We start from the raw sequence: 17,962 nt of genomic DNA on the forward strand, positions 1-17,962 counted from the left end.
CCGGTCTGCGTGAGCGTCGGCAAGCTCTGCGGAGCAGGTTCTGAACGAACCCAGACAGGGCGTGACGTCGTCAGACCTCCATGACGTCTTCGAAGGCCTCCGGAAAATTTTCGCGCGCCAGCTTTTCGTTGATGACAAGCATCGCCTCATAGGACATCGGATCGAAATCCTTGTCAGCCGCCACGACCTCACGTCCAAAGAGCAGGTTCAGACGGGCCGCGTCGAGGTTACCGCGCTCGAATGGTTCTGCTCCGAATTGGTGCCAGAGCGCGTGCAGGAAGGCCGCATCGACACGGTGTTCCTGCGATCCCGGCCGCGCGCGGCGAGGAAGCTGCTTGATCGGCGTCACGCCCCTGGGGTTCGCGCGGCGAATGGTGAATTGGATGCCTGTTCCTGGCATGCCGGATGGAAAGCCGCGGTGCTTTGTCATATCGGAAAGCTTGGCCATGGCTATCGTTCCTGCTCGCTACGAGGTTCTGTCTGGCCCCTTCCAACGCCGGGGCAATTCGATGGAGAGGGTTATGCGGGCGCACTTTGTCGTGATTTCCGCCGCTCCGTCAATCCCGAGACCGGGCTTTCAAAGGGTTTAGTCCGGTTGTCGTGCTGGGACTGATCCACCTCGCTCATGCGCCACATCGGGGTAGATGATTCCCGAGGCTGAATGATAAATGGCTTGAAAGCAGGCGCGCTTTCAAGCAAGTCGATTGATGGATATGGCGGTCAATGGGCTTCCGCGGCGATCAGCGGAACCTCTGCGCCGTTGGCATCATAGAGCCTGCCGTTCAGAAAGTAATCGCCGTCATGGAGAATGGCGATATCCTGAAAGCGGATCAGACGCTCCGTTCCCGCGACGAAAACCGACTGCTGGTCCGAGTTGCCGGCCTTCAGATGGTTGAACAGAAGGTTGAGCGTGATTGCCATCAATGCTGCTGAGCTTATGCCGGAGTGGAAAATGGTGATGACCCACGCGGGAAAATGCTCATAGAAGCCAGGAGATGCGATCGGGATCATCCCGAATCCGATCGAAGTCGCCATGATGATGAGGTTCATGTTGTTGTCGTAGTCGACCTTGGCGAGGGTCCGGATCCCGCTCGCGGCCACCGTTCCGAACAGAACGAGGCCTGCTCCTCCAAGCACGGAACTCGGGACGGCCGCCACGATGCGGCCGACGACCGGGAGCAGTCCGAGAGCGACGAGAAAGAGCCCACCGGTTGCCACGACATATCGGCTCTTGACCCCGGTCACCGCGACAAGGCCGACGTTCTGGGCAAAGGCGCTCTGCGTGAAGGAACCGACGACAGGGGCAAGGATGCTGGAGAGCATATCGGCACGCAGGCCGTTGCCGAGCCGGCGGGCATCGACCTTGGTGCCGACGATTTCGCCGACGGCAAGAATATCGGCGGAAGTCTCAACGAGCGTCACCATGACAACGATGAACATCGAGACGATCGCCGCCGTATCGAAGACCGGATAACCGAAGTGGAAGATCTGCGGCAGGGCGAGGAAGGGACCAGTCATGACCCGCGAGAAGTCGGCAATGCCCATGGCATAAGCGATGCCGGTGCCGATGACGATCGCGAGTAGGATGGAGAGCCTCGATATGGCCGCACTCCCCAGCTTGCTGAGCAGCAAGACGATCGCGAGTGTCACGGCCGCGAGCTGGATATTGGCCTGGCTGCCGAAATCCGGTGCATTCCTGTTGCCGCCCATGGCCCAGCCTGCCGCAACCGGCATGAGCGTGAGCCCGATGGTCGTAATGACAATGCCGGTGACCAGCGGTGGAAAGAAGCGCGTGATGCGCGAAAATACCGGCGTGATGGCGAGGCCGATGAATGAGGCCGCGATAACGGCGCCAAGAACAGACTGAATGCCGCCATGTCCGGTAATGGCAATCATCGTCGCGACGCCGGAAAAGGACACGCCTTGCACAAGAGGCAGGCGGCTGCCGAAGAACGGTATCCCGATCGTCTGCAGGATGGTGGCCAGGCCGCCCGCAAACAGAGAGGCCGTCACGAGCAGGCCGATGTCGGTTGGCGAGAGGCCGGATGCCTGACCGAGTATCAATGGAACGGCAACGATGCCGCCATACATCGTCAGAACATGCTGAAGGCCGTAGGCGAGGTTTGCGCCAAGGCTGAGTTTTTCGTCCTCGGGGGACAGGGATGCTGTATTTTCCTCTGCGGTTGCTGCCAAGGTAATCTCCTCCATACCTTTGCGTTTCTCATTTCCTCCAAATGAGAAGGGTAAGTTACGGTGACTGGCTCCGCGTGACTTTATAGAAAAATGCGAAACACCTTACCGGTGGGTGAGGGGCCGCGTGGCTCGGCGGGTTTCGGAGCCGTGTCGGTAGCGCATGCTGCGCCTATGCCGGATGCCACCGAATGTTCAGCTCCGGTGGCTTCCGTCGTCACAAGCCTTTATTGGGGATCGGACAATTCTTCGGTTTCGACGTAGCCATAGACTTCTGGCAATATAAACTTGGCCGCGAGAAATCCTATCAGCGACAGGATCGCCACCGAGAAGGTCGCGCCAGCCTTGCCGAACTGCTCGCTGAGGATGGGAAACACGAAGGCGCCGAAGAAAGAAGCTCCCTTGACGAAGACGTAGCCGAAACCCGACGCCGTCGCCTTGAAACGGCTTGGGGCGACCATGGACGATATGGTCATACCGTTGGACGCGTCCCAATAATGGCCCCACATAAGAATGCAGGCGCCGACGACGATGATGATCTTCCAGTCATACTGGATGCCGAGGCCGCCCAGGATGAGGCCGAAAAATGCAAGGCCGAAACCCCACATGGCAACGCCGCGATGGCCGATCTTGGGAAGCATGAGAGGCGCCACATAGCCGGAAATCGTCGCAAGGCAGAAGATCAGCGCCGTCACCATGTTCGTGCCGGTGATATTGCCGTCGCTCGATACGCCGACACCGCTCAGCACCAGGATAACAGGCAGGTAGAAGCCCCAGGCGGTAAATTCCGCGCCCTGGCATGCGTTGGAAATCCATGAGAAGATCGTCGCCCGCTTCTTGATCGGATCTGCCCAGATAACCTTGAGGAAATCGCCGAGCTTAGGCTTGGGGAGTTTCACATCCTCGTTCGGAAGCATGTCGAGCGGATCGTCGAACAGTCGCTTGGAAACCTCCTTGGCTTTTCTGAAATGGCCGCGCTGCAAGAGGGAAAGCGGCGTCTCCGGCAGATCGAGGCGCCAGAACAGCAGGATCGCCGCGGGAACGGCGCCGAGTGCGAGAGCGACGCGCCATAACAGCGAATGGTCCATGCCGATGACATACATCACCGTGATGATGATAATGGCGAATACCTCGCCGAGCCCGAACATGAACTGCCAGCGGCTGCCCATCTGTTCGCGCTTGCCCTTGGACATCGATTCCATGATGTAGGCATAGCCATTGGAGATGTCGCTGCCGAGCGGAATACCGATCAGGAAGCGTATGAGGATCAGCTCCCATATGTCGCGCACGAAAGCCTGCGCGATCGCCAGGATGATGAACAGGATCATCGTGCCGATGAAGACCTTTTTCCGTCCGAAATAGTCGGCAAAAATCCCCCCGAGCAGCGCACCGATCAAGGCGCCGCCTTGGACGGCGGCGGTGGCAAGACCGAGCTGTGCCGCCGTCGGATTGAAATCCGTCTTGATGAAGATCAGCACAAACGCGATGGCATAGAGGTCCCAGGCCTCGATGAGGATAGTTGCGATCATCATCCAGCCGCCATGCGTGCTGGATATCGTATTGGGCTTGTTTAACAGGACTCTCGTCGCTTCATCCGACAATTTCCGTATGGTTGCCGGATCATGAGTATCAATTGCTGCCATTCACTCCTCCTCCATATTGTCGATCATTGCGCCTTGATTGCTTATGTCGCGAAGCTGAGCTGCACCTTCATTTGCGTGGTCCGGTCGCGGACGATATCGAACGCCTCGCGGATGTGTTCCATCGGTATCGTCGAGGTGATGATCGGCCGCACATCGATGCGTCGCTCCGCTATCATCCGGGCGGCCAGGGCATATTCGCTATGGAAGCGATGCGTGCCGATCAGCCGGATCTCCTTTCCGACCAGGGCATTGAACGGAATATGCGAGCCGTTGCTGACACCGACCGCAACGATGGTGCCGCGCGGCTTCACGATAGGAAACAGATTGCCTAGCGCGACGCCGGATCCGGTGCATTCGAAACCGACATCGAAGTATCCCTTGTCTTCGGAATAGCTGGCGAGGCGATCGCCGTCGCCGCCATTGATGGTCAGGGCGGCTCCCATTTTCTCCGCCGCCTTCAACGGAGCCTCCGCCAGGTCGACCGCAACGACTTCGCGCGCGCCTGCCATGCGTGCCGCGCCGATCAGTAGGGCGCCGATCGGACCTGCTCCCATAACCACCACGCTCTTGCCAAGCAGGCTGCCGGCATTGTTGATGGCATGAAGACCGACCGAGAGTGGCTCCGCGCAGGCAGCCTCGTCCAGGCTTGCCTCACCGACGGGCTCGCATTGAAAATCCTCGATGACAATGAGATCACGAAAGCCGCCATCGCAATGCGGCTTGCGCATCGCGCTTCCGAAGAATTGCATTTCCAGGCAATGCTGCTGTTGTCCGATCTGACAGAAGTGGCAGTGGCCGCAGGGCCGGCTCGGGCAAAGTGCCACCCGATCCCCCGGTTTCACGTTCCCAACGCTTGCGCCGACGGCCTCAACGGTGCCGGCGACCTCGTGACCAAGAATGATCGGTTCGGTGACGCGGATGGTGCCTATCCCGCCATCCCAGAAATAATGGATATCCGATCCGCAGATCCCCCCGGCTCCAACACGCACCAGGACTTGTCTGTCGCCGACCGTACCGATCTCGCGCTCCTCGATGCGTATGTCGCCTTGAGCGTGAAGCACGCAAGCTCTCGTCTTCATGAGCTTCCTCCTGTGTGTCTTGGATGGCCATCACCGCTCGGACACGGCTCTGAGCAGCCAATCAGCGCCGCTGCCTTGGCTGCGCCGATTGCCAAACGGCTAGGTCGACGGCGTGAAAAAATCGGGATATTGCGCCTCGACCGACGGCAGATCCTCCAGGATGAGCTGCAGGTGCTGTCTCATTTCGCGCTCGGCCTCGTCCGGGGCGGAGCGTTCGATGCTGTCGACAATGGCGGTATGCTGTCGCACGAGTTTCTGCTGCGGAAAGCTTCTCAATGTAAGGTGACGCACGCGGTCCATCTGCAGCTTCACGTCTTCGATGACCTTCCAGCCATAGGACCGGCCTGCGGCGTCGGCCAGGGTCCAATGAAACTGCTCGTCCAATTTCATGAAGTCGTCCGGCCTGTCGATCGGGATTGCCGCCTGATCTTCCAGCTGCAGGCGAAGATGTCTGATCAGGCGAGCGTCGCCTTTGGTCGCAAGCTCGCGTACGATATGGGTTTCGATCGCTTCGCGCACGAAACGCGCGTCGATCACCTGAGCGATGCTGATCTTTCGAACAAAGGTACCGCGCTGCGGCCTGACTTCGAGCAGGCCGTCCTCGGCAAGCTTGATAAAGGCCTCGCGCACCGGCTGGCGGCTCGTGGCAAATCGCCCTGCAATATCCACTTCCGACATCGCGGTGCCGGGACTGAACTCGCCCCGCACGATCAGCCGGCGAAGCGCTTTGTATATTTGCGGCCCCACGGGGGCCGTCGCTTCCAACGACCATACGGTTGATCGGGTCTCGTCCGTGCGTTGCGCCGCTATTCGGGTTGGGGGTTCAATCGTCGCCATGGCTATTCATTTATAGTGGACTACCATACTAGTCAATCACAATCCCGCGTGCTAATGCAATCACACATGCAGATCATGCCGTCTCGGAAAGGAGTGATATCGTGAAGCAGACTTGGCGATGGTTCGGGCCGCGGGATCAGGTTTCGATCGACGATATGCTGCAGGCTGGCGTGCAGGGGGTTGTCAGCGCATTGCATCACGTCCCGACCGGAGCTGTGTGGTCCGCACCCGAGATTGCCAAGCGTAAGGCCGAAATTGGCCGGATGACGGATGGCAGCCCCTCCGATCTGGCCTGGGATGTGGTCGAAAGCCTGCCTGTTTCGGAAGATATCAAGAAGCAGAAGGGCGAGTGGCGCGAGCATATCGCAAGCTACAAGCTCAGCCTTGTCCATCTTCGCGACGCCGGCATCGAAACGATTTGCTACAATTTCATGCCGGTTCTGGATTGGACGAGAACCCATCTGAGATGGCGCCTGCCCAACGGCTCGACCTGCATGCGGTTCGATCTGGTCGATTTTGCCGCCTTCGATCTTTTTATTCTCGCCCGCGCCGCCGCCGCACAGGAGCTGCCCGACTGGCTCGTGGAGCAGGCGCGCGAGAGGCATGCTGGCATGAGTGAGGAGGAACGGCAGGGGCTGGCAAACAATATCGTCTGCGGCCTGCCGGGTGCTGCCGAAAACTTCACGCTGGCGGACGTGCGTGCCCATCTGGAGGACTATGATGATGTCTCGGCGGACCGGCTGCGGGCTCATCAGATAGATTTTCTGTCCGAAGTCGTTCCCGTGGCGGAACGGCTTGGCATGCGGCTCTGTTGCCATCCGGATGATCCACCGTTCGCGCTTCTCGGCCTGCCGCGCATCATGTCGACGGAGGCGGATTATGCGGCGCTGATGAAAGCTGTCGACAGTCCGGTAAACGGCATCACGCTGTGTACCGGATCTTTGGGCGCCCGGCCGGACAATGACCTGCCCGGCATGATGGAACGGCTCGGCGATCGCGTACATTTCCTGCACCTGCGCAACGTCAAGCGCGAATCCAGCGGTGTCTACGGCTCCTTCTACGAAGCCGAGCACCTTGGAGGCGGCACCGACATGGTGGCGATGATTGCCGCCATCCTGCGCGAGGAGCGTCGGCGCGCCACCAGTGGGCGCGCTGACTGGCAGATCCCGATGCGGCCGGATCACGGGCAGGATATTCTCGATGACCTCAAGCGCGAAGGTCAGCCCGGCTATCCCGCAATCGGTCGGCTCAAGGGGCTTGCCGAACTGCGCGGCATCGAGACAGCTTTATCCCATCCCTCGGCAGGACTGCGGGCATGACCGATCGAAAACGCCTGTCTTCGCTCGCCGATATAGCCGGCTCCGCGTCAAGGCCCGGCTATGAGCCAAGCCGTCATGGTTGCGGCATCGTGCATTTGGGCGTCGGTGCGTTCCATCGTGCGCATCAGGCCGATTATACGGATGCGGCGCTTGCCGCTCGCGGCGGTGATTGGCGTATCGTCGGCGTGAGCCTTCGCGGCCATGACGTTGCCGACGCCCTCAATCCGCAAAACGGCCTCTACACGCTGATCGAACGCGATGCTGCCAGGGCACGTGCAAGGGTCATCGGCAGCATCGAACGCGTCATCGCCGCGAGCCGTGAGCCTGCCGCGCTGATGCAGGCGCTTGTGGATCCGGCGACGCGTATCGTGTCGATGACCGTGACGGAGAAGGCCTACGGCATCGATCGCGCCAGGATGACGGCCGATCTCAACCATTCCGCCGTTGCGGCAGATCTGGCAAAACCTGCGCAGCCGACTGGCGTACTCGGCGTTCTGACGGAGGCGCTGAAGCGACGGCGCGCATCCGGCACGGCGCCTTTCACCGTGCTGTGCTGCGATAATCTGCCTGACAACGGAGCTTTCGTCCGGGCTGGTGTTATTGATTTTACCCGCAGATTCGACCCGGCGCTTGCCGACTGGATCGCAACGGATGTCGCCTTTCCGTCAAGCATGGTCGATCGCATCACACCTGCGGCAACCCAGCGGACGCTCGACGATGCCCAGCAAATAACCGGTTGTGTGGACCATGCCGCGATCGAAACCGAGCCTTTTCGGCAATGGGTGATCGAGGATCGCTTTCCAAGCGGACGCCCGGCCTGGGAGACAGGCGGCGCATTGTTTGTCGATGACGTGCGTCCCTATGAGACGATGAAGCTGCGCATGCTCAACGGATCGCATTCGATGCTGGCTTACGCGGGGTTCCTGACTGGCCGGCGCTATGTCCGCGATACGGTCGGCCCGGCCGGTTTCCGACCGTTGATCATGCGGCATCTGAGCGCTGCGGCTTCGACGCTTCGGCCGTTACCCGGCATAGAACTCGATGTTTATGCGGCGGATATTCTTGCCCGCTTCGCCAATCCGGCCATTGCCCACGAGACCCGCCAGATTGCAATGGATGGTACTGAGAAGTTGCCGCAGCGCCTGCTGACACCGGCCGCCGAACTCTTGGCCGAAGACGCGGATATAGGGCCCTTCGCTTTCGCCGTTGCAGCCTGGATGCGCTATTGTCTCGGGCGCCTGGACGACGGCACGGTCTATGCCCTCAACGACCCGCGCGAGACCGATATCGCCAAGGCTGTTTCGAGCAGCCGCTCGCCGTCGGACTTGGCCAAGGCGTTGCATGCCCTTCCAGGCCTATTTCCTGACCGCCTTCGCTCTGATCCCCAATGGCTGGATGCCGTGTCGTCCCGGCTTGGCAAGATGATGAGGGATGGGATGCAGGCGGCGGTTGCTTCCGAACTGGTGCATTAGCATGCGACTGATGCCGTCTTAGATGACGAGCACAGTCTCAAAAATATCCGCTGTGGACGAATCACACACCTCCCTTGTCGAGGGCCCGTTGAGCTCTAGTTTGCGAATCTCTAATGATTTGTGAGGGTTAGTGATTGTGAGTTACGACTGGAGCGGCGTCAGGACGCGGCGCATCAAGGCGATCAAGATGGCGGTTTCGGCGGTAATTGCCGCAGCAATTCTCGGCACGCCGACAATGCTTTGGCTGCATGGTTCGTTCTGACAATCAAGGCGCTTGAGCCGTCCACCGACGACGTCGAGTGGACTCACGTTTAGCGCCTTTTGGACAATGGCGTTGGGATGTATAGCCCCATTGCTGGCAAAGAGAGCGATCGCTTTGCATCGCAGAACGCCGATGCGTCAGGATTGCCGCTCGGCCTGCGCTCGGTCGAATTCAAGATTCTTCGATACATGATCCACAAAGCGGGCTGATAGTGGGCTCGTATGTCTGCGATGCCAGCAAATCCCAACCGGCCATCTTGATTCTGGTCCTGAAAGAGACTGCTTATGGCTTGACCCAGCCAATGCCTGCACGCCACGCCAGGGCAGAAATGCCGCGCCCAGGCCGGCAGAAACAATGGCATGCACGGTCAGTATATCATCCGCATATTGGACGATACGGGGCTCGAAGCCGACGAGCGAACACCAGCGCTTGATCTGGTCATCCAGTCCTGGCCCGCGCGATGGCGAAAGTGCCACAAAGCCGAGCTCATTCAGTTCCGTCAACCAACCCTGGGCCGGCATCGTCACTCCACTTGGAAGCACCAGTGCCAGATGCTCTTCGAGTACGGGCATGAACGCCAGGCCACTATCTTCCTCCGGCGCCCGGCAGAAACCGATATCAAGCCGGCCGTCGAGCAGGCGCTGATGCTGGTCCCGTGAAGACAGGTCGTTGAGTGTGATGCTGCAATCCGGTGTCACGGCACGAAAGCTGGCGATCAATTGCGGTGCGGCGACCAGCGTCGATATTCCAAATCCGATATCGAGGTATCCGGTAAGGCCGGTAATGGCGCGATGCATCTTCCGGTCGACATCGTCGTTCAAGCGAAGAAGCGGGCGTGCTTCGCGTTGCAACAGCTCTCCGAGTGGCGTCAGCTTCGCGCCATGACGACCACGTTCGAACAACGCTCCACCCATCGCCGCTTCGAGAGCCTGTATCTGCTTGGTCAGGGTCGATTGGGTGACGAACAGTTTTGCCGAAGCCTTGCCGTAATGGCCGGTGTCGATCAATTGAACGAAGGATCGGAGGAGTTTTATTTCCATTCTATCTAAGAATAATTTTAATCGATAAAGTCATTTTACGAAAGAGAAGGCGCGTGGTCAAATTGCTTCGAGACAAAAGGAGCAATCGACATGGCGCTCAAGATTTCATCCGTGCAGTTTCAGCATCGGGCCAATGACAAGGCCTACAATCTCTCGCGCATAGTGCATTTCACGGAAGAAGCCGTTCAGGCGGGCAACCAGCTCGTCGTATTTCCCGAAATGTGCATCTGCGGATATTGGCACGTTCCCAAGCTCGATGGTCCCGCGCTGCAGGCGCTGGCGGAGCCGCTCTCAGGCCCCTCGCTCAGTCGGGTGGCCGCTCTGGCACGGGAGAAGGGCATCGCGATCGGCGCGGGTTTCTTGGAAGCGGGCGAGAATGAGAAGCTCTACAACAGCTATGCGGTCTGCATGCCGGACGGAAAGATCCACTGCCATCGCAAACTGCATGCCTGGGAGCATCGCCTCATTTCCAGCGGCGATGCCTTCACGGTCTTCGATACGCCTTGGGGAATTCGCGCCGGCATCCTGATCTGCTGGGACAATAATCTGATCGAGAATGCTCGAGTAACGGCGTTGCTTGGCGCCGAATTGTTGATCGCGCCGCACCAGGCAGGCGGCGGCCAATCGGTAAGCCCGCACGGGCTGAAGCGAATACCCGTCGAAAAATGGATCAATCGTCACCAAGATCCAGAGGCGATGGAAGCCGAGTTTCGCGGTCCGAATGGCCGGGAGTGGTTCATGCGCTGGCTTCCCTCGCGCGCGCACGACAACGGGATGTTCATCGTCTTCAGCAACGGCGTCGGCCAGGATGAAGACGAAGTGCGAACCGGCAACGCCATGATCCTCGACCCCTATGGACGGATTCTGGTTGAAACCTGGGCGGCTGCCGATGCAAGGGTGAGCGCTGAAATCGATCTGGCTCTGCTCGACAAATGCACAGGCCAGCGCTGGATAAGGGGCCGCCGCCCGGAACTCTACGGCGTCTTGACCCAACCCAATGCCAATGGTCTTTCAGCCATGGACGCGCGTTACTCGGAAGCGTCTACCCGCGGCATCGAGCAGCCGGGGCCGAACAAATAGGGTCTAGTGCAAGATGTCAGGGCATTTCACCCGAGTCGTCATGGCATGGCCGTTTCTTCAAGATCGCCATAGACAAGATAGCGAAGCGGCCCTGAGGTCACGGCGTCGAAGGGAAAGCATGTCGCGAGCACGAGGTGAACGCCTCGCGCGTCGGGGTCGATCCCGGCCTCATCCCAGCGTGCGACGGCCATATGCGTCACGCGGAAGGTGAAAATCCGGCCGTCGCGGCGTGTGATCCTGATCTGGTCATTTTCCTTGATATTTCGCAGGAAGGTGAAGTGCGTGTCCCGATGGGCCGCGTAAACCGCCATTCCATTCTCGCCGGCCTCCCGCGTGTTGTCGAGATGACCGGGGCCGAAGGCCAGCGCCTGACCGCTTGCGCCATTAAGGGCGATGGCGGAAACGCCGAGACGTGGAACCTCGATGCGCGCCACGGGCCAGGTGTCGGCCCAGCGCCAGGGCTTGACCGGCAAGCCGGACGTCACGCTTTCGGCAAAGGCACGCTCCAGCAGAACCTGCGCCAAAGCTGCTTTCGCGTAGATCCATCCCCCCTGAGCGGCGAGGAAAAGGCCTGTGGCTATCAAAACGCCGGCGGCGAGGGACAGAAGGGAGCGCGCAGGCGCGCTCCCGATTGATTGGATCCGAGCGACGGCGATCATGCCTTGCTCCTTCTCGATACGAAGACCAGCAGCGACGTTCCGAACAGCAGGGCAAGCAATCCCTGCAGGATGAGGAGTGTTGCGGGTGTTGCCGTCTGCGGCAGGGGCGGGCTTGTGGAAGATGGTGCCGAAATTTCCTGAGCATCTGCGGCTGTTTCGACGCCTTGCGACTTGTTGCCCGTCTGATGGTGCTTGGTGTCTGCCTTTGCTTCCCGCGCCGCATCGACGCCGAGGAGCTTGTCGTAGTCCCAGCCGGCCGGCAGCTGCAGCGGAATGGCGGCTGCTGTCAGCGGTGCGTTTGCTGGGCGCAGGCGCTTGGTGTCGACCGCGACGAGGCTCGTCAGGCGCGTTACCAGATGATGCTCCAGCGCCAGCTGCAGGATGCGCTTGTCTGCTTCCGTCTGCGTGATCTTGCCGAGCGTGAGATTGACCTCGGCGTCATCGATCTGGCGGCGTGCCCAGATCTTGGAGATGCCCTTGGCATCGCTTGCCTGATCGAGCGGCAGGGAGATTGTCCAGGGCCGATCGCCGACCATGCCGCTGACGGTCAGGGTGCCGGCAGCTTTCCCCATGCGCTCCGCCAGGACCAGCGGCTCGCCATGATAGATGTCGGGCAGAAGGTTGGGTGAGATGTTGACGTTCTTTTCCGAGAAGGCCGCCGCGACGTCGGTAACGGCGGGATTCTCCAGCTTGTCGAAGAGGGTACGCATGCGTTCGTTCACCTCTGCCACCGACCCGATATGGGTGAAGCTGCCGCGGCCGAGTTCGGCGGCGCGGCTCATCAGATAAGTGTTCGGCGCGGAGCCGATACCGACCATGAAGATGCGCGAGCGTCCACGCGATTGGGCGATGGCATCGAGAAGCTGCTGCTCGTTGTTGACTTCGCCGTCGGTCAGGAACACGACCTGACGCAATCCATTGGCCTGATGGCTGTCATTAAGTGCTGCATGGAGCGGCGGCAGCATTTCGGTGCCTCCAGCAGCCTCCAGGCCGGTGACGAAGCGGCGGGCCGAGGCGATATTGTCGGATGTCGCTGTGAGTGAATCCGGGAAGAATTTGGTCATCGTGTCATCGAAGCGAATGACGTTGAAGCGGTCGTTCGGCTCGAGCCGGGACAGGGCATAATCGAGGCTTGCCCGTGCCTGCTCGATCGACGTGCCGCCCATGGAGCCGGAGTTGTCGATAACGAAGACTACTTCGCGGCCGGTCTTTTGCGGTGTCGACAATGCCGGCGGCGTCACATAGGCAAGCACATAATCATCCTTGCCGACATGCTCGCGGAACAGACCGACGCTCGGCACATTGCTTGCGACAGCGTTCCATTCCAGCACGAAGTCACGGTCAGCCGTCGCCTCGCCGTCGAGAACGATCCGCCGTGCACCGTCGCTTACCTTATCGATCTTGACCGTGTGATAGAGGCTTTTGACATCGTCGAGCGGAAAGCCGGCATTGAGATTGACCTTCAGCGTCACGGTATTGATGCGGTTGCTGTCGGGTGCCAACAGAGGTGCGGAGACGGGCTTGTCGCCGGTCTTGCGCGATGGGCTTTGCTTGGTCTGTCCCCAGCCGGCTTTCAGATCGGCTTGCTGTGTGATGGCTTCTGCATTTTGCGGCGTGTAGCGGGGAGCGACGACCAGCGGAACCCGTAGGGAAAAGCGGCCATCGGCTAGGTGTACGGCCTGCTGGTATTCGATCTGAACGACGATCTTTTCATGCGGGCCTATGTTGGCAACCGCATTGGTGAAGACATTCGGTCGCTGCTGCTCGACCAGGGTCGCCTTCTTCCCTTCTCTGCGCGCCTTCTCGTAGATGGCACGTGCGGCCTGCTTCTCCTTGATGTCGGCGACAATGACCCGGTTGCCGACGATCATCTTCAGCGAATAGACGGCGCTATCCTCCGGAAGAGGGAATACGTAGAGGGCTTCGACCCATTTGTCCGTCGAGTTTTCGAAGGCCTGGGTCAGGACCGCGCGCGCCGTCGGTCCGTTGACGTCGATATCGACATCGGTCGCAAGGCGCGGCGCCTCGATATATTTGCCTTCTTCCTTAGTCTGCAGAAGAAGGCTGCCCGCACCCATGTCGTTCGGCGTGACGAAGGCCGCCGGCTGCGCGTGCGATTCCAAGGGATGAAGCAGTGCGAAAATGACGGCAAGCACCGGCAGCAGGATGGCATTGCTGAACCACAATAGCAGGCCGATTCTCGTGAGGACTGCTTGCCGATTTCGGCTGCGGGAAAGGCTTGGCGAGGCTGACATGACAGGCTCCTTGTTCGCTGTGGAATGACTGAAGCCATTGTGAACAAAGGCTATTTTCTCGCCAGCGTAAGCTTTGCCCTGTTTCGTCCGCATCTTGCCGCAAACGGTCTTGCCGGTGGCGGTCATGTGTGGAATTGTGAAGAAAATTACGCAATCAGGAAACGAGTGAATGGTCCAGGGCGACCCGTATCTATCCGATCATCAGAACAGTGCCGTGGCGGAGCGAGTGAGGGAGGAAATCGCCCGGAGGCGAATTTCCAGGCAGCGACTTGCCAACGATGCGCGCATCAGTCTTTCGACATTGGAGAAGGCTCTTTCCGGACACCGCCCTTTCACGCTTGCGACCCTCATCCGCCTGGAGCAGGCGATGGGAGTCGTCCTGCGCGATGCGGGCGGTGCACAATCGCCTCCGATCAACGACAAGCCCGGTCATGCTCCCGAGGAACTCGGCGCCTATTCCCGCGCGTCGGTCTCATGGCTCGAGGGCACTTACCTGACGCTTCGCCCGTCCTTCGGCGATCCGAATGCGATTTTTGCCTATTGCACCGAGATCGCCTGGGATGGGGAGCGCGCCTGCCTGAGCTTCAGGGAGCGCGAGCGCAGCGACGCCTCGTTTTCGCAGCAGGGCTCGGTATCCGTTCCGCATCTGTCGGGGCATATCTACCTCGTGACGAATTCGTCCGGGCAATACCGCATGGCGATATTGTCCAGGCCGAGCATCACCGGCGAGATGTTCGGCCTACTAACGACCTTGCGCGCCGGCCAGGGCTCGCATCTGACGCCCGTCTCGACGCCATTGGCCCTGCTGCCAATCGCGGCCTTTGCAAAACCATCGTTGGGGCGCGTTTCGGCCGAAGATCAGAATCACGAGGCTTATTCCGCGGTAATGCGCCGAATTACCGGCGAGAGCTACGCCGGCTTCGTGGGCTGAGACACGCTGCCGGCATAGCCGTCATCGGGCATCGTGAAAGATGATGCCGACAGTGTGACGCATGCCCGAGCGGACCCGGCTGACCCCGTGGCGGAGATTGACACGGTAACTTCCCCTGGTTCCCTGTACGGGGCGATTATGAACCGCGAAGGCGACAGCATCGCCTTGGCGAAGGGGCACGACCTCCACGCGGCTTTGCATGCGCGGCCGCTGCTCGGTCAAAACGAACTCGCCTCCGGTAAAGTCTTGGCCCGGTTCGGAAAGCAGGATCGCCACCTGGATGGGAAAGGCAAGCTCACCGTAGAGATCCTGGTGCAGGCAATTGAAGTCTCCGGGAACATATTGCAGCAACAGCGGTGTCGGGCGTGTCTGGCCGGCCTCATGGCATTGCGTCAGGAAGGACGCATGCTCATCCGGATAGCGTTCATCCATGCCCATGCGTTCATTCCATCCGTTGGCGATGCCGGCCAGATGAGGATAGAGCGCGGTGCGCAACCCGCTCAGAAGTCCGGGTAGCGGATAGTTGAAGTAGCGGTATTCGCCTTTCCCGAAACCGTGACGGGCCATGATGACATGGCTGCGGAAGTGGCGCTCCTGCGGGTACAGCCTGGAGATCGCATGGCACTCCTCGGGCGTGAGCAGCTGTGGGAGGATGGCGCAGCCGAAGCTGTCGAGCTCCCCGGTGAGGGCTTTCCAATCATAGGCGTCGACGCGCGCCTCGACAGGGTTTTCCGTGGAGGCCTGGGCAGGAATGGATGTCGATGTGTTCATGTCGCGTCCTCGGTGTAGGCGGCTTGGGAGCTTTGATACTCCCGGCGCCGCGAGAACTCGAATCCTAGCGTCCAAACCTGAACGACGGCCACCCGATTTCCACTCAGCCGCTCACATGAATGAGACGCTAGCGTGCGATCGCTCGGCTCGTGGCGACGCGCTGGCGCTGGCCGGCAGACAGGTTGCGAGGATAGCGGTCGAGTAGGTCGGTTATCGCTCCAGTGCACCCTTTCCGGCGAGAATATGGTTGCGGAACTTCGCTATCCGCGCGGCTCGCGTTTCGGACTTCTTCACGGAGCCGAGGTTGATCACGTAGCTTTTCTTTCGCCCTGGCGTCAGATCGTGGAAAGCCTCCGCCAGCTCGGGATCGGAATCAAGCGCCTCGATCAGTTCGTCCGGCAGTTCGATTTCGCCCACCTCTTTCGCAGGCTTGATACCAGCTTCCGCATATCCCATCGCCTCCTCCAGATAGGCTCGGATGACGGGCTCCATCTTCGCCACGGCGGCATTGCTCACGAAGCGGATCATATCCGGATGCCGGGTATTCTGCCCTTGCTTTTCGAGCATCCCTTGAGGGTCTTTCATCAGTGCCGCGTTAAAGAAAGTGAGGCGAAAATCGCCGCGAAATGCGCCGATGATGACGATGTTTCGTCCCTCATGCATGTAACATGGATGAGCCCATTTCACCGTCTCGGCGAGCCCCGCCTCCAGACAGATCCGACGCAATTCGTTCAGACCGTCAATCCATTGCCTGGTCGAACAGTCCGGCGTCGCAAAGCGCTCGCAGCGTCCGCATCCCTTGCTGAAGAAGTCCTCGCTATTGGTAATCATGTCCTCATCCAATTCCTAATTCTGCTACTCGGCGCGTCGGCACATCGTTAAACAGGATACCATGTCCGACGAACGCAGGCGGTGGGGCGGTGTAAGCATGATGACATCCTCGGCTTGCCGACAATGGTCTCAACTCACGTTCGCCAGCACCTGTTCAAGCCTTTTAAGAAACTGCCGCCATCCCGCTTTGGCGCCTCCATAGGCCTGTTTCTGATACGGTCGGAAGCCGAGTTGTTCCACGCGCAGATGGGTTCCTCTCACCGTCGGCGCCAGCGTGAAGATCACGACACTCTCCAGATCGAAAGCCGGATCGTCATGTGCGAAATTCCATCTGTAGGACAGCCTGCTGTTCGGCTCGATAAGGAGCGCCATTTCCGTTCAAAACTGCGAACACCGGGCCAAAATTTTTTGCCGCCAGTCATAGCCTGGTGGATGGCTGCCTTGCTCCCGATGATTTTGACCTGCTTGTCTCCGACCTGGACCTGATCGACGACGGCCTGGATGTAGGCCTTGCGGAAGGGGATGTCGCCGGAGGTTATGTTCTCCCGCATCATCCTGCCGAACTCTTCGACGACGGCGGGCGGGATGTCTGAGGCAGGCACGGCATGCGTCCTTGCGCGATCGAGGGAGGCCTGAATACGCTCGCGGTCGATCTTCAGTCCGGCGATGCGTTCCCGCAGGATGTCATCCATCTCGGCGATCCCGTCCTCGATCATGGTGTAGATGCGCTTGAGGCGTGTTTCGACCTCCGTCAGTTCCGTCTGCAGACGAATGATCCGGCCATCGACCTCGGCAGCTTTGGCTGCGCGTCCGGCAGAGATGGCGGCAAGAATTTCGGTAAGACGGGTTGAGGTGAGCAGGCGATCCGACAGATGGCGTGACATCCCAGATGTAGATGCGCTCATCGGCACCGTCAGGGCCGGCGGCAGCGGTTTCGATCCACACGTGCGGATGCGGCACGGGGCAGGTCATCGCCTCTTCCCATTCCCATTCCTCCACCGTCGGATAATGGACGATGAAATCGTCGTCGATGCGGATTTGCGAATCCTGCCACACGAACTCGAAAATGTCCGGATCGGCGATGCCGCGCAGAATGCCGGGAAGCATCTGCTGAAGCCGCCGCTCGTCTTCCATCGGCAGAGGCACCGTCCAGTATTCCAGGCGGTTGGCCCGGTGCAGTTGAAGAATCCGGTTTCTGACGCGCAACGTTCCCTCCATCGGCCGGGCACATTGTTGGTGCCCCAGCATCCGGATAGGGCCCTCTCGTGGAAAGCCCGTTACGAAAGCGTCTAAAATTCGATGCATGTGCCGTTTCGTCACCGCTGACGCCAATGTCGGCAACGCGCCTGATAGGCAGCTACCTCGGTCGGCAGCATCGCCGCTGCTTCGATTCGTTTCCAAAAGATTCAAAATGTTGCAATCACACCTATGCACCTGCGATGCGGCCTTCAGTTTGCCGACTTTAGAACCAGCCGCGTGACGGGAAATCGTCTTGCTGTTGCAACGCATGCGGTGTTGTTGAATACATCTTGTTGATTTCGGTGATTGAGTCGGGGACTTGTTAAGCAGCTTCCCGATAACGAAAAAATACAT

General features: G+C 59.8%; 17 protein-coding genes and 1 pseudogene. 5 read left to right on the forward strand and 13 right to left on the reverse strand.

From position 1 onward, the window contains the following. Nucleotides 1–70: 70 nt before the first annotated feature. From HGP12_RS13660 to HGP12_RS13680, 5 genes are all read right to left on the reverse strand, one after another. Nucleotides 71–448 carry a hypothetical protein gene (locus tag HGP12_RS13660; RefSeq protein WP_168840524.1) on the reverse strand — a complete coding sequence of 126 codons (378 nt, stop codon included), beginning with the start codon at nucleotides 446–448 and terminating at the stop codon, nucleotides 71–73. A 272-nt stretch (nucleotides 449–720) separates the two neighbouring features. Next, a complete protein-coding gene (locus HGP12_RS13665; RefSeq protein WP_168879093.1) occupies nucleotides 721–2,193 on the reverse strand; it encodes a nucleobase:cation symporter-2 family protein in 1,473 nt (490 codons plus the stop codon). A gap of 224 nt (nucleotides 2,194–2,417) precedes the next feature. Beyond that, nucleotides 2,418–3,833 carry an MFS transporter gene (locus tag HGP12_RS13670; RefSeq protein WP_168879094.1) on the reverse strand — a complete coding sequence of 472 codons (1,416 nt, stop codon included), beginning with the start codon at nucleotides 3,831–3,833 and terminating at the stop codon, nucleotides 2,418–2,420. 41 nt (nucleotides 3,834–3,874) lie between these two features. Further along, nucleotides 3,875–4,912 carry an L-idonate 5-dehydrogenase gene (locus HGP12_RS13675; RefSeq protein ID WP_168879095.1) on the reverse strand — a complete coding sequence of 346 codons (1,038 nt, stop codon included), beginning with the start codon at nucleotides 4,910–4,912 and terminating at the stop codon, nucleotides 3,875–3,877. A gap of 99 nt (nucleotides 4,913–5,011) precedes the next feature. Then, nucleotides 5,012–5,659, reverse strand: coding sequence for a GntR family transcriptional regulator (locus HGP12_RS13680; RefSeq protein WP_312862882.1), 648 nt, complete (start codon nucleotides 5,657–5,659; stop codon nucleotides 5,012–5,014). Nucleotides 5,660–5,850: 191 nt separating this feature from the next. Here HGP12_RS13680 and uxuA point away from each other — a divergent pair, with 191 nt between their 5' ends. The 3 genes from uxuA to HGP12_RS34475 all read left to right on the forward strand — a co-directional run bounded on the left by uxuA (nucleotide 5,851) and on the right by HGP12_RS34475 (nucleotide 8,802). Further along, nucleotides 5,851–7,068 carry a mannonate dehydratase gene (gene uxuA / locus HGP12_RS13685; protein WP_168879097.1) on the forward strand — a complete coding sequence of 406 codons (1,218 nt, stop codon included), beginning with the start codon at nucleotides 5,851–5,853 and terminating at the stop codon, nucleotides 7,066–7,068. Then, nucleotides 7,065–8,540 (forward strand): mannitol dehydrogenase family protein, encoded by a 1,476-nt coding sequence (locus tag HGP12_RS13690; protein WP_168879098.1) that lies wholly within the window; start codon nucleotides 7,065–7,067, stop codon nucleotides 8,538–8,540. Before uxuA ends, HGP12_RS13690 begins: the two co-directional genes overlap by 4 nt. A gap of 136 nt (nucleotides 8,541–8,676) precedes the next feature. Beyond that, nucleotides 8,677–8,802 carry a hypothetical protein gene (locus tag HGP12_RS34475; protein WP_281408225.1) on the forward strand — a complete coding sequence of 42 codons (126 nt, stop codon included), beginning with the start codon at nucleotides 8,677–8,679 and terminating at the stop codon, nucleotides 8,800–8,802. A 137-nt stretch (nucleotides 8,803–8,939) separates the two neighbouring features. Here HGP12_RS34475 and HGP12_RS13695 read toward each other — a convergent pair whose 3' ends face one another. Further along, a complete protein-coding gene (locus tag HGP12_RS13695) occupies nucleotides 8,940–9,842 on the reverse strand; it encodes a LysR family transcriptional regulator (RefSeq protein ID WP_168879099.1) in 903 nt (300 codons plus the stop codon). Between the two features lie 90 nt (nucleotides 9,843–9,932). Here HGP12_RS13695 and HGP12_RS13700 point away from each other — a divergent pair, with 90 nt between their 5' ends. Continuing rightward, nucleotides 9,933–10,922 carry a nitrilase family protein gene (locus HGP12_RS13700; RefSeq protein ID WP_168840516.1) on the forward strand — a complete coding sequence of 330 codons (990 nt, stop codon included), beginning with the start codon at nucleotides 9,933–9,935 and terminating at the stop codon, nucleotides 10,920–10,922. 38 nt (nucleotides 10,923–10,960) lie between these two features. Here HGP12_RS13700 and HGP12_RS13705 read toward each other — a convergent pair whose 3' ends face one another. Both HGP12_RS13705 and HGP12_RS13710 read right to left on the reverse strand, forming a co-directional pair. Further along, nucleotides 10,961–11,581 carry a class GN sortase gene (locus HGP12_RS13705; RefSeq protein ID WP_168879100.1) on the reverse strand — a complete coding sequence of 207 codons (621 nt, stop codon included), beginning with the start codon at nucleotides 11,579–11,581 and terminating at the stop codon, nucleotides 10,961–10,963. Beyond that, a complete protein-coding gene (locus HGP12_RS13710; RefSeq protein WP_168879101.1) occupies nucleotides 11,578–13,836 on the reverse strand; it encodes a marine proteobacterial sortase target protein in 2,259 nt (752 codons plus the stop codon). The genes HGP12_RS13705 and HGP12_RS13710 overlap by 4 nt, the downstream gene beginning before the upstream one ends. A 169-nt stretch (nucleotides 13,837–14,005) precedes the next feature. On the opposite strand from HGP12_RS13710, the gene HGP12_RS13715 reads away from it, so the two are divergent. Next, the gene (locus tag HGP12_RS13715; RefSeq protein ID WP_168840513.1) at nucleotides 14,006–14,767 is read left to right on the forward strand and encodes a multiprotein-bridging factor 1 family protein; all 762 of its coding nucleotides are present in this window, start codon (nucleotides 14,006–14,008) and stop codon (nucleotides 14,765–14,767) included. A 21-nt stretch (nucleotides 14,768–14,788) separates the two neighbouring features. Here HGP12_RS13715 and HGP12_RS13720 read toward each other — a convergent pair whose 3' ends face one another. The 5 genes and pseudogenes from HGP12_RS13720 to HGP12_RS13740 all read right to left on the reverse strand — a co-directional run bounded on the left by HGP12_RS13720 (nucleotide 14,789) and on the right by HGP12_RS13740 (nucleotide 17,962). Continuing rightward, nucleotides 14,789–15,538, reverse strand: coding sequence for a 2OG-Fe(II) oxygenase (locus tag HGP12_RS13720; protein WP_168879102.1), 750 nt, complete (start codon nucleotides 15,536–15,538; stop codon nucleotides 14,789–14,791). Nucleotides 15,539–15,748: 210 nt separating this feature from the next. After that, entirely contained in the window at nucleotides 15,749–16,369 is a 621-nt protein-coding gene (locus HGP12_RS13725; RefSeq protein ID WP_168879103.1) for a YdeI/OmpD-associated family protein, read from the reverse strand. Between the two features lie 129 nt (nucleotides 16,370–16,498). Then, nucleotides 16,499–16,735 (reverse strand): annotated as a pseudogene (locus HGP12_RS13730) (SRPBCC family protein); the annotation flags it as partial. Further along, nucleotides 16,651–17,061, reverse strand: a complete 411-nt coding sequence (locus HGP12_RS13735) for a hypothetical protein (RefSeq protein ID WP_168878837.1) — start codon at nucleotides 17,059–17,061, stop codon at nucleotides 16,651–16,653. The pseudogene HGP12_RS13730 and the gene HGP12_RS13735, both read right to left, overlap by 85 nt. Next, nucleotides 17,054–17,962 carry a hypothetical protein gene (locus tag HGP12_RS13740; protein ID WP_168879105.1) on the reverse strand — a complete coding sequence of 303 codons (909 nt, stop codon included), beginning with the start codon at nucleotides 17,960–17,962 and terminating at the stop codon, nucleotides 17,054–17,056. Before HGP12_RS13740 ends, HGP12_RS13735 begins: the two co-directional genes overlap by 8 nt.

The sequence above is a fragment of the Rhizobium sp. P28RR-XV genome (assembly GCF_012641385.1).
Taxonomy (GTDB): Bacteria; Pseudomonadota; Alphaproteobacteria; order Rhizobiales; family Rhizobiaceae; genus Rhizobium.

Excerpts from the sequence above, each read along its gene's own strand:
- HGP12_RS13660 (WP_168840524.1), bottom strand. The coding sequence starts at position 448 with ATGGCCAAGCTTTCCGATATGACAAAGCACCGCGGCTTTCCATCCGGC.
- HGP12_RS13670 (WP_168879094.1), bottom strand. The coding sequence starts at position 3,833 with ATGGCAGCAATTGATACTCATGATCCGGCAACCATACGGAAATTGTCG.
- HGP12_RS13675 (WP_168879095.1), bottom strand. The coding sequence starts at position 4,912 with ATGAAGACGAGAGCTTGCGTGCTTCACGCTCAAGGCGACATACGCATC.
- HGP12_RS13690 (WP_168879098.1), top strand. The coding sequence starts at position 7,065 with ATGACCGATCGAAAACGCCTGTCTTCGCTCGCCGATATAGCCGGCTCC.
- HGP12_RS13695 (WP_168879099.1), bottom strand. The coding sequence starts at position 9,842 with ATGGAAATAAAACTCCTCCGATCCTTCGTTCAATTGATCGACACCGGC.
- HGP12_RS13700 (WP_168840516.1), top strand. The coding sequence starts at position 9,933 with ATGGCGCTCAAGATTTCATCCGTGCAGTTTCAGCATCGGGCCAATGAC.
- HGP12_RS13705 (WP_168879100.1), bottom strand. The coding sequence starts at position 11,581 with ATGATCGCCGTCGCTCGGATCCAATCAATCGGGAGCGCGCCTGCGCGC.
- HGP12_RS13710 (WP_168879101.1), bottom strand. The coding sequence starts at position 13,836 with ATGTCAGCCTCGCCAAGCCTTTCCCGCAGCCGAAATCGGCAAGCAGTC.
- HGP12_RS13715 (WP_168840513.1), top strand. The coding sequence starts at position 14,006 with ATGGTCCAGGGCGACCCGTATCTATCCGATCATCAGAACAGTGCCGTG.
- HGP12_RS13720 (WP_168879102.1), bottom strand. The coding sequence starts at position 15,538 with ATGAACACATCGACATCCATTCCTGCCCAGGCCTCCACGGAAAACCCT.
- HGP12_RS13725 (WP_168879103.1), bottom strand. The coding sequence starts at position 16,369 with ATGATTACCAATAGCGAGGACTTCTTCAGCAAGGGATGCGGACGCTGC.
- HGP12_RS13735 (WP_168878837.1), bottom strand. The coding sequence starts at position 17,061 with ATGGATGACATCCTGCGGGAACGCATCGCCGGACTGAAGATCGACCGC.
- HGP12_RS13740 (WP_168879105.1), bottom strand. The coding sequence starts at position 17,962 with ATGTATTTTTTCGTTATCGGGAAGCTGCTTAACAAGTCCCCGACTCAA.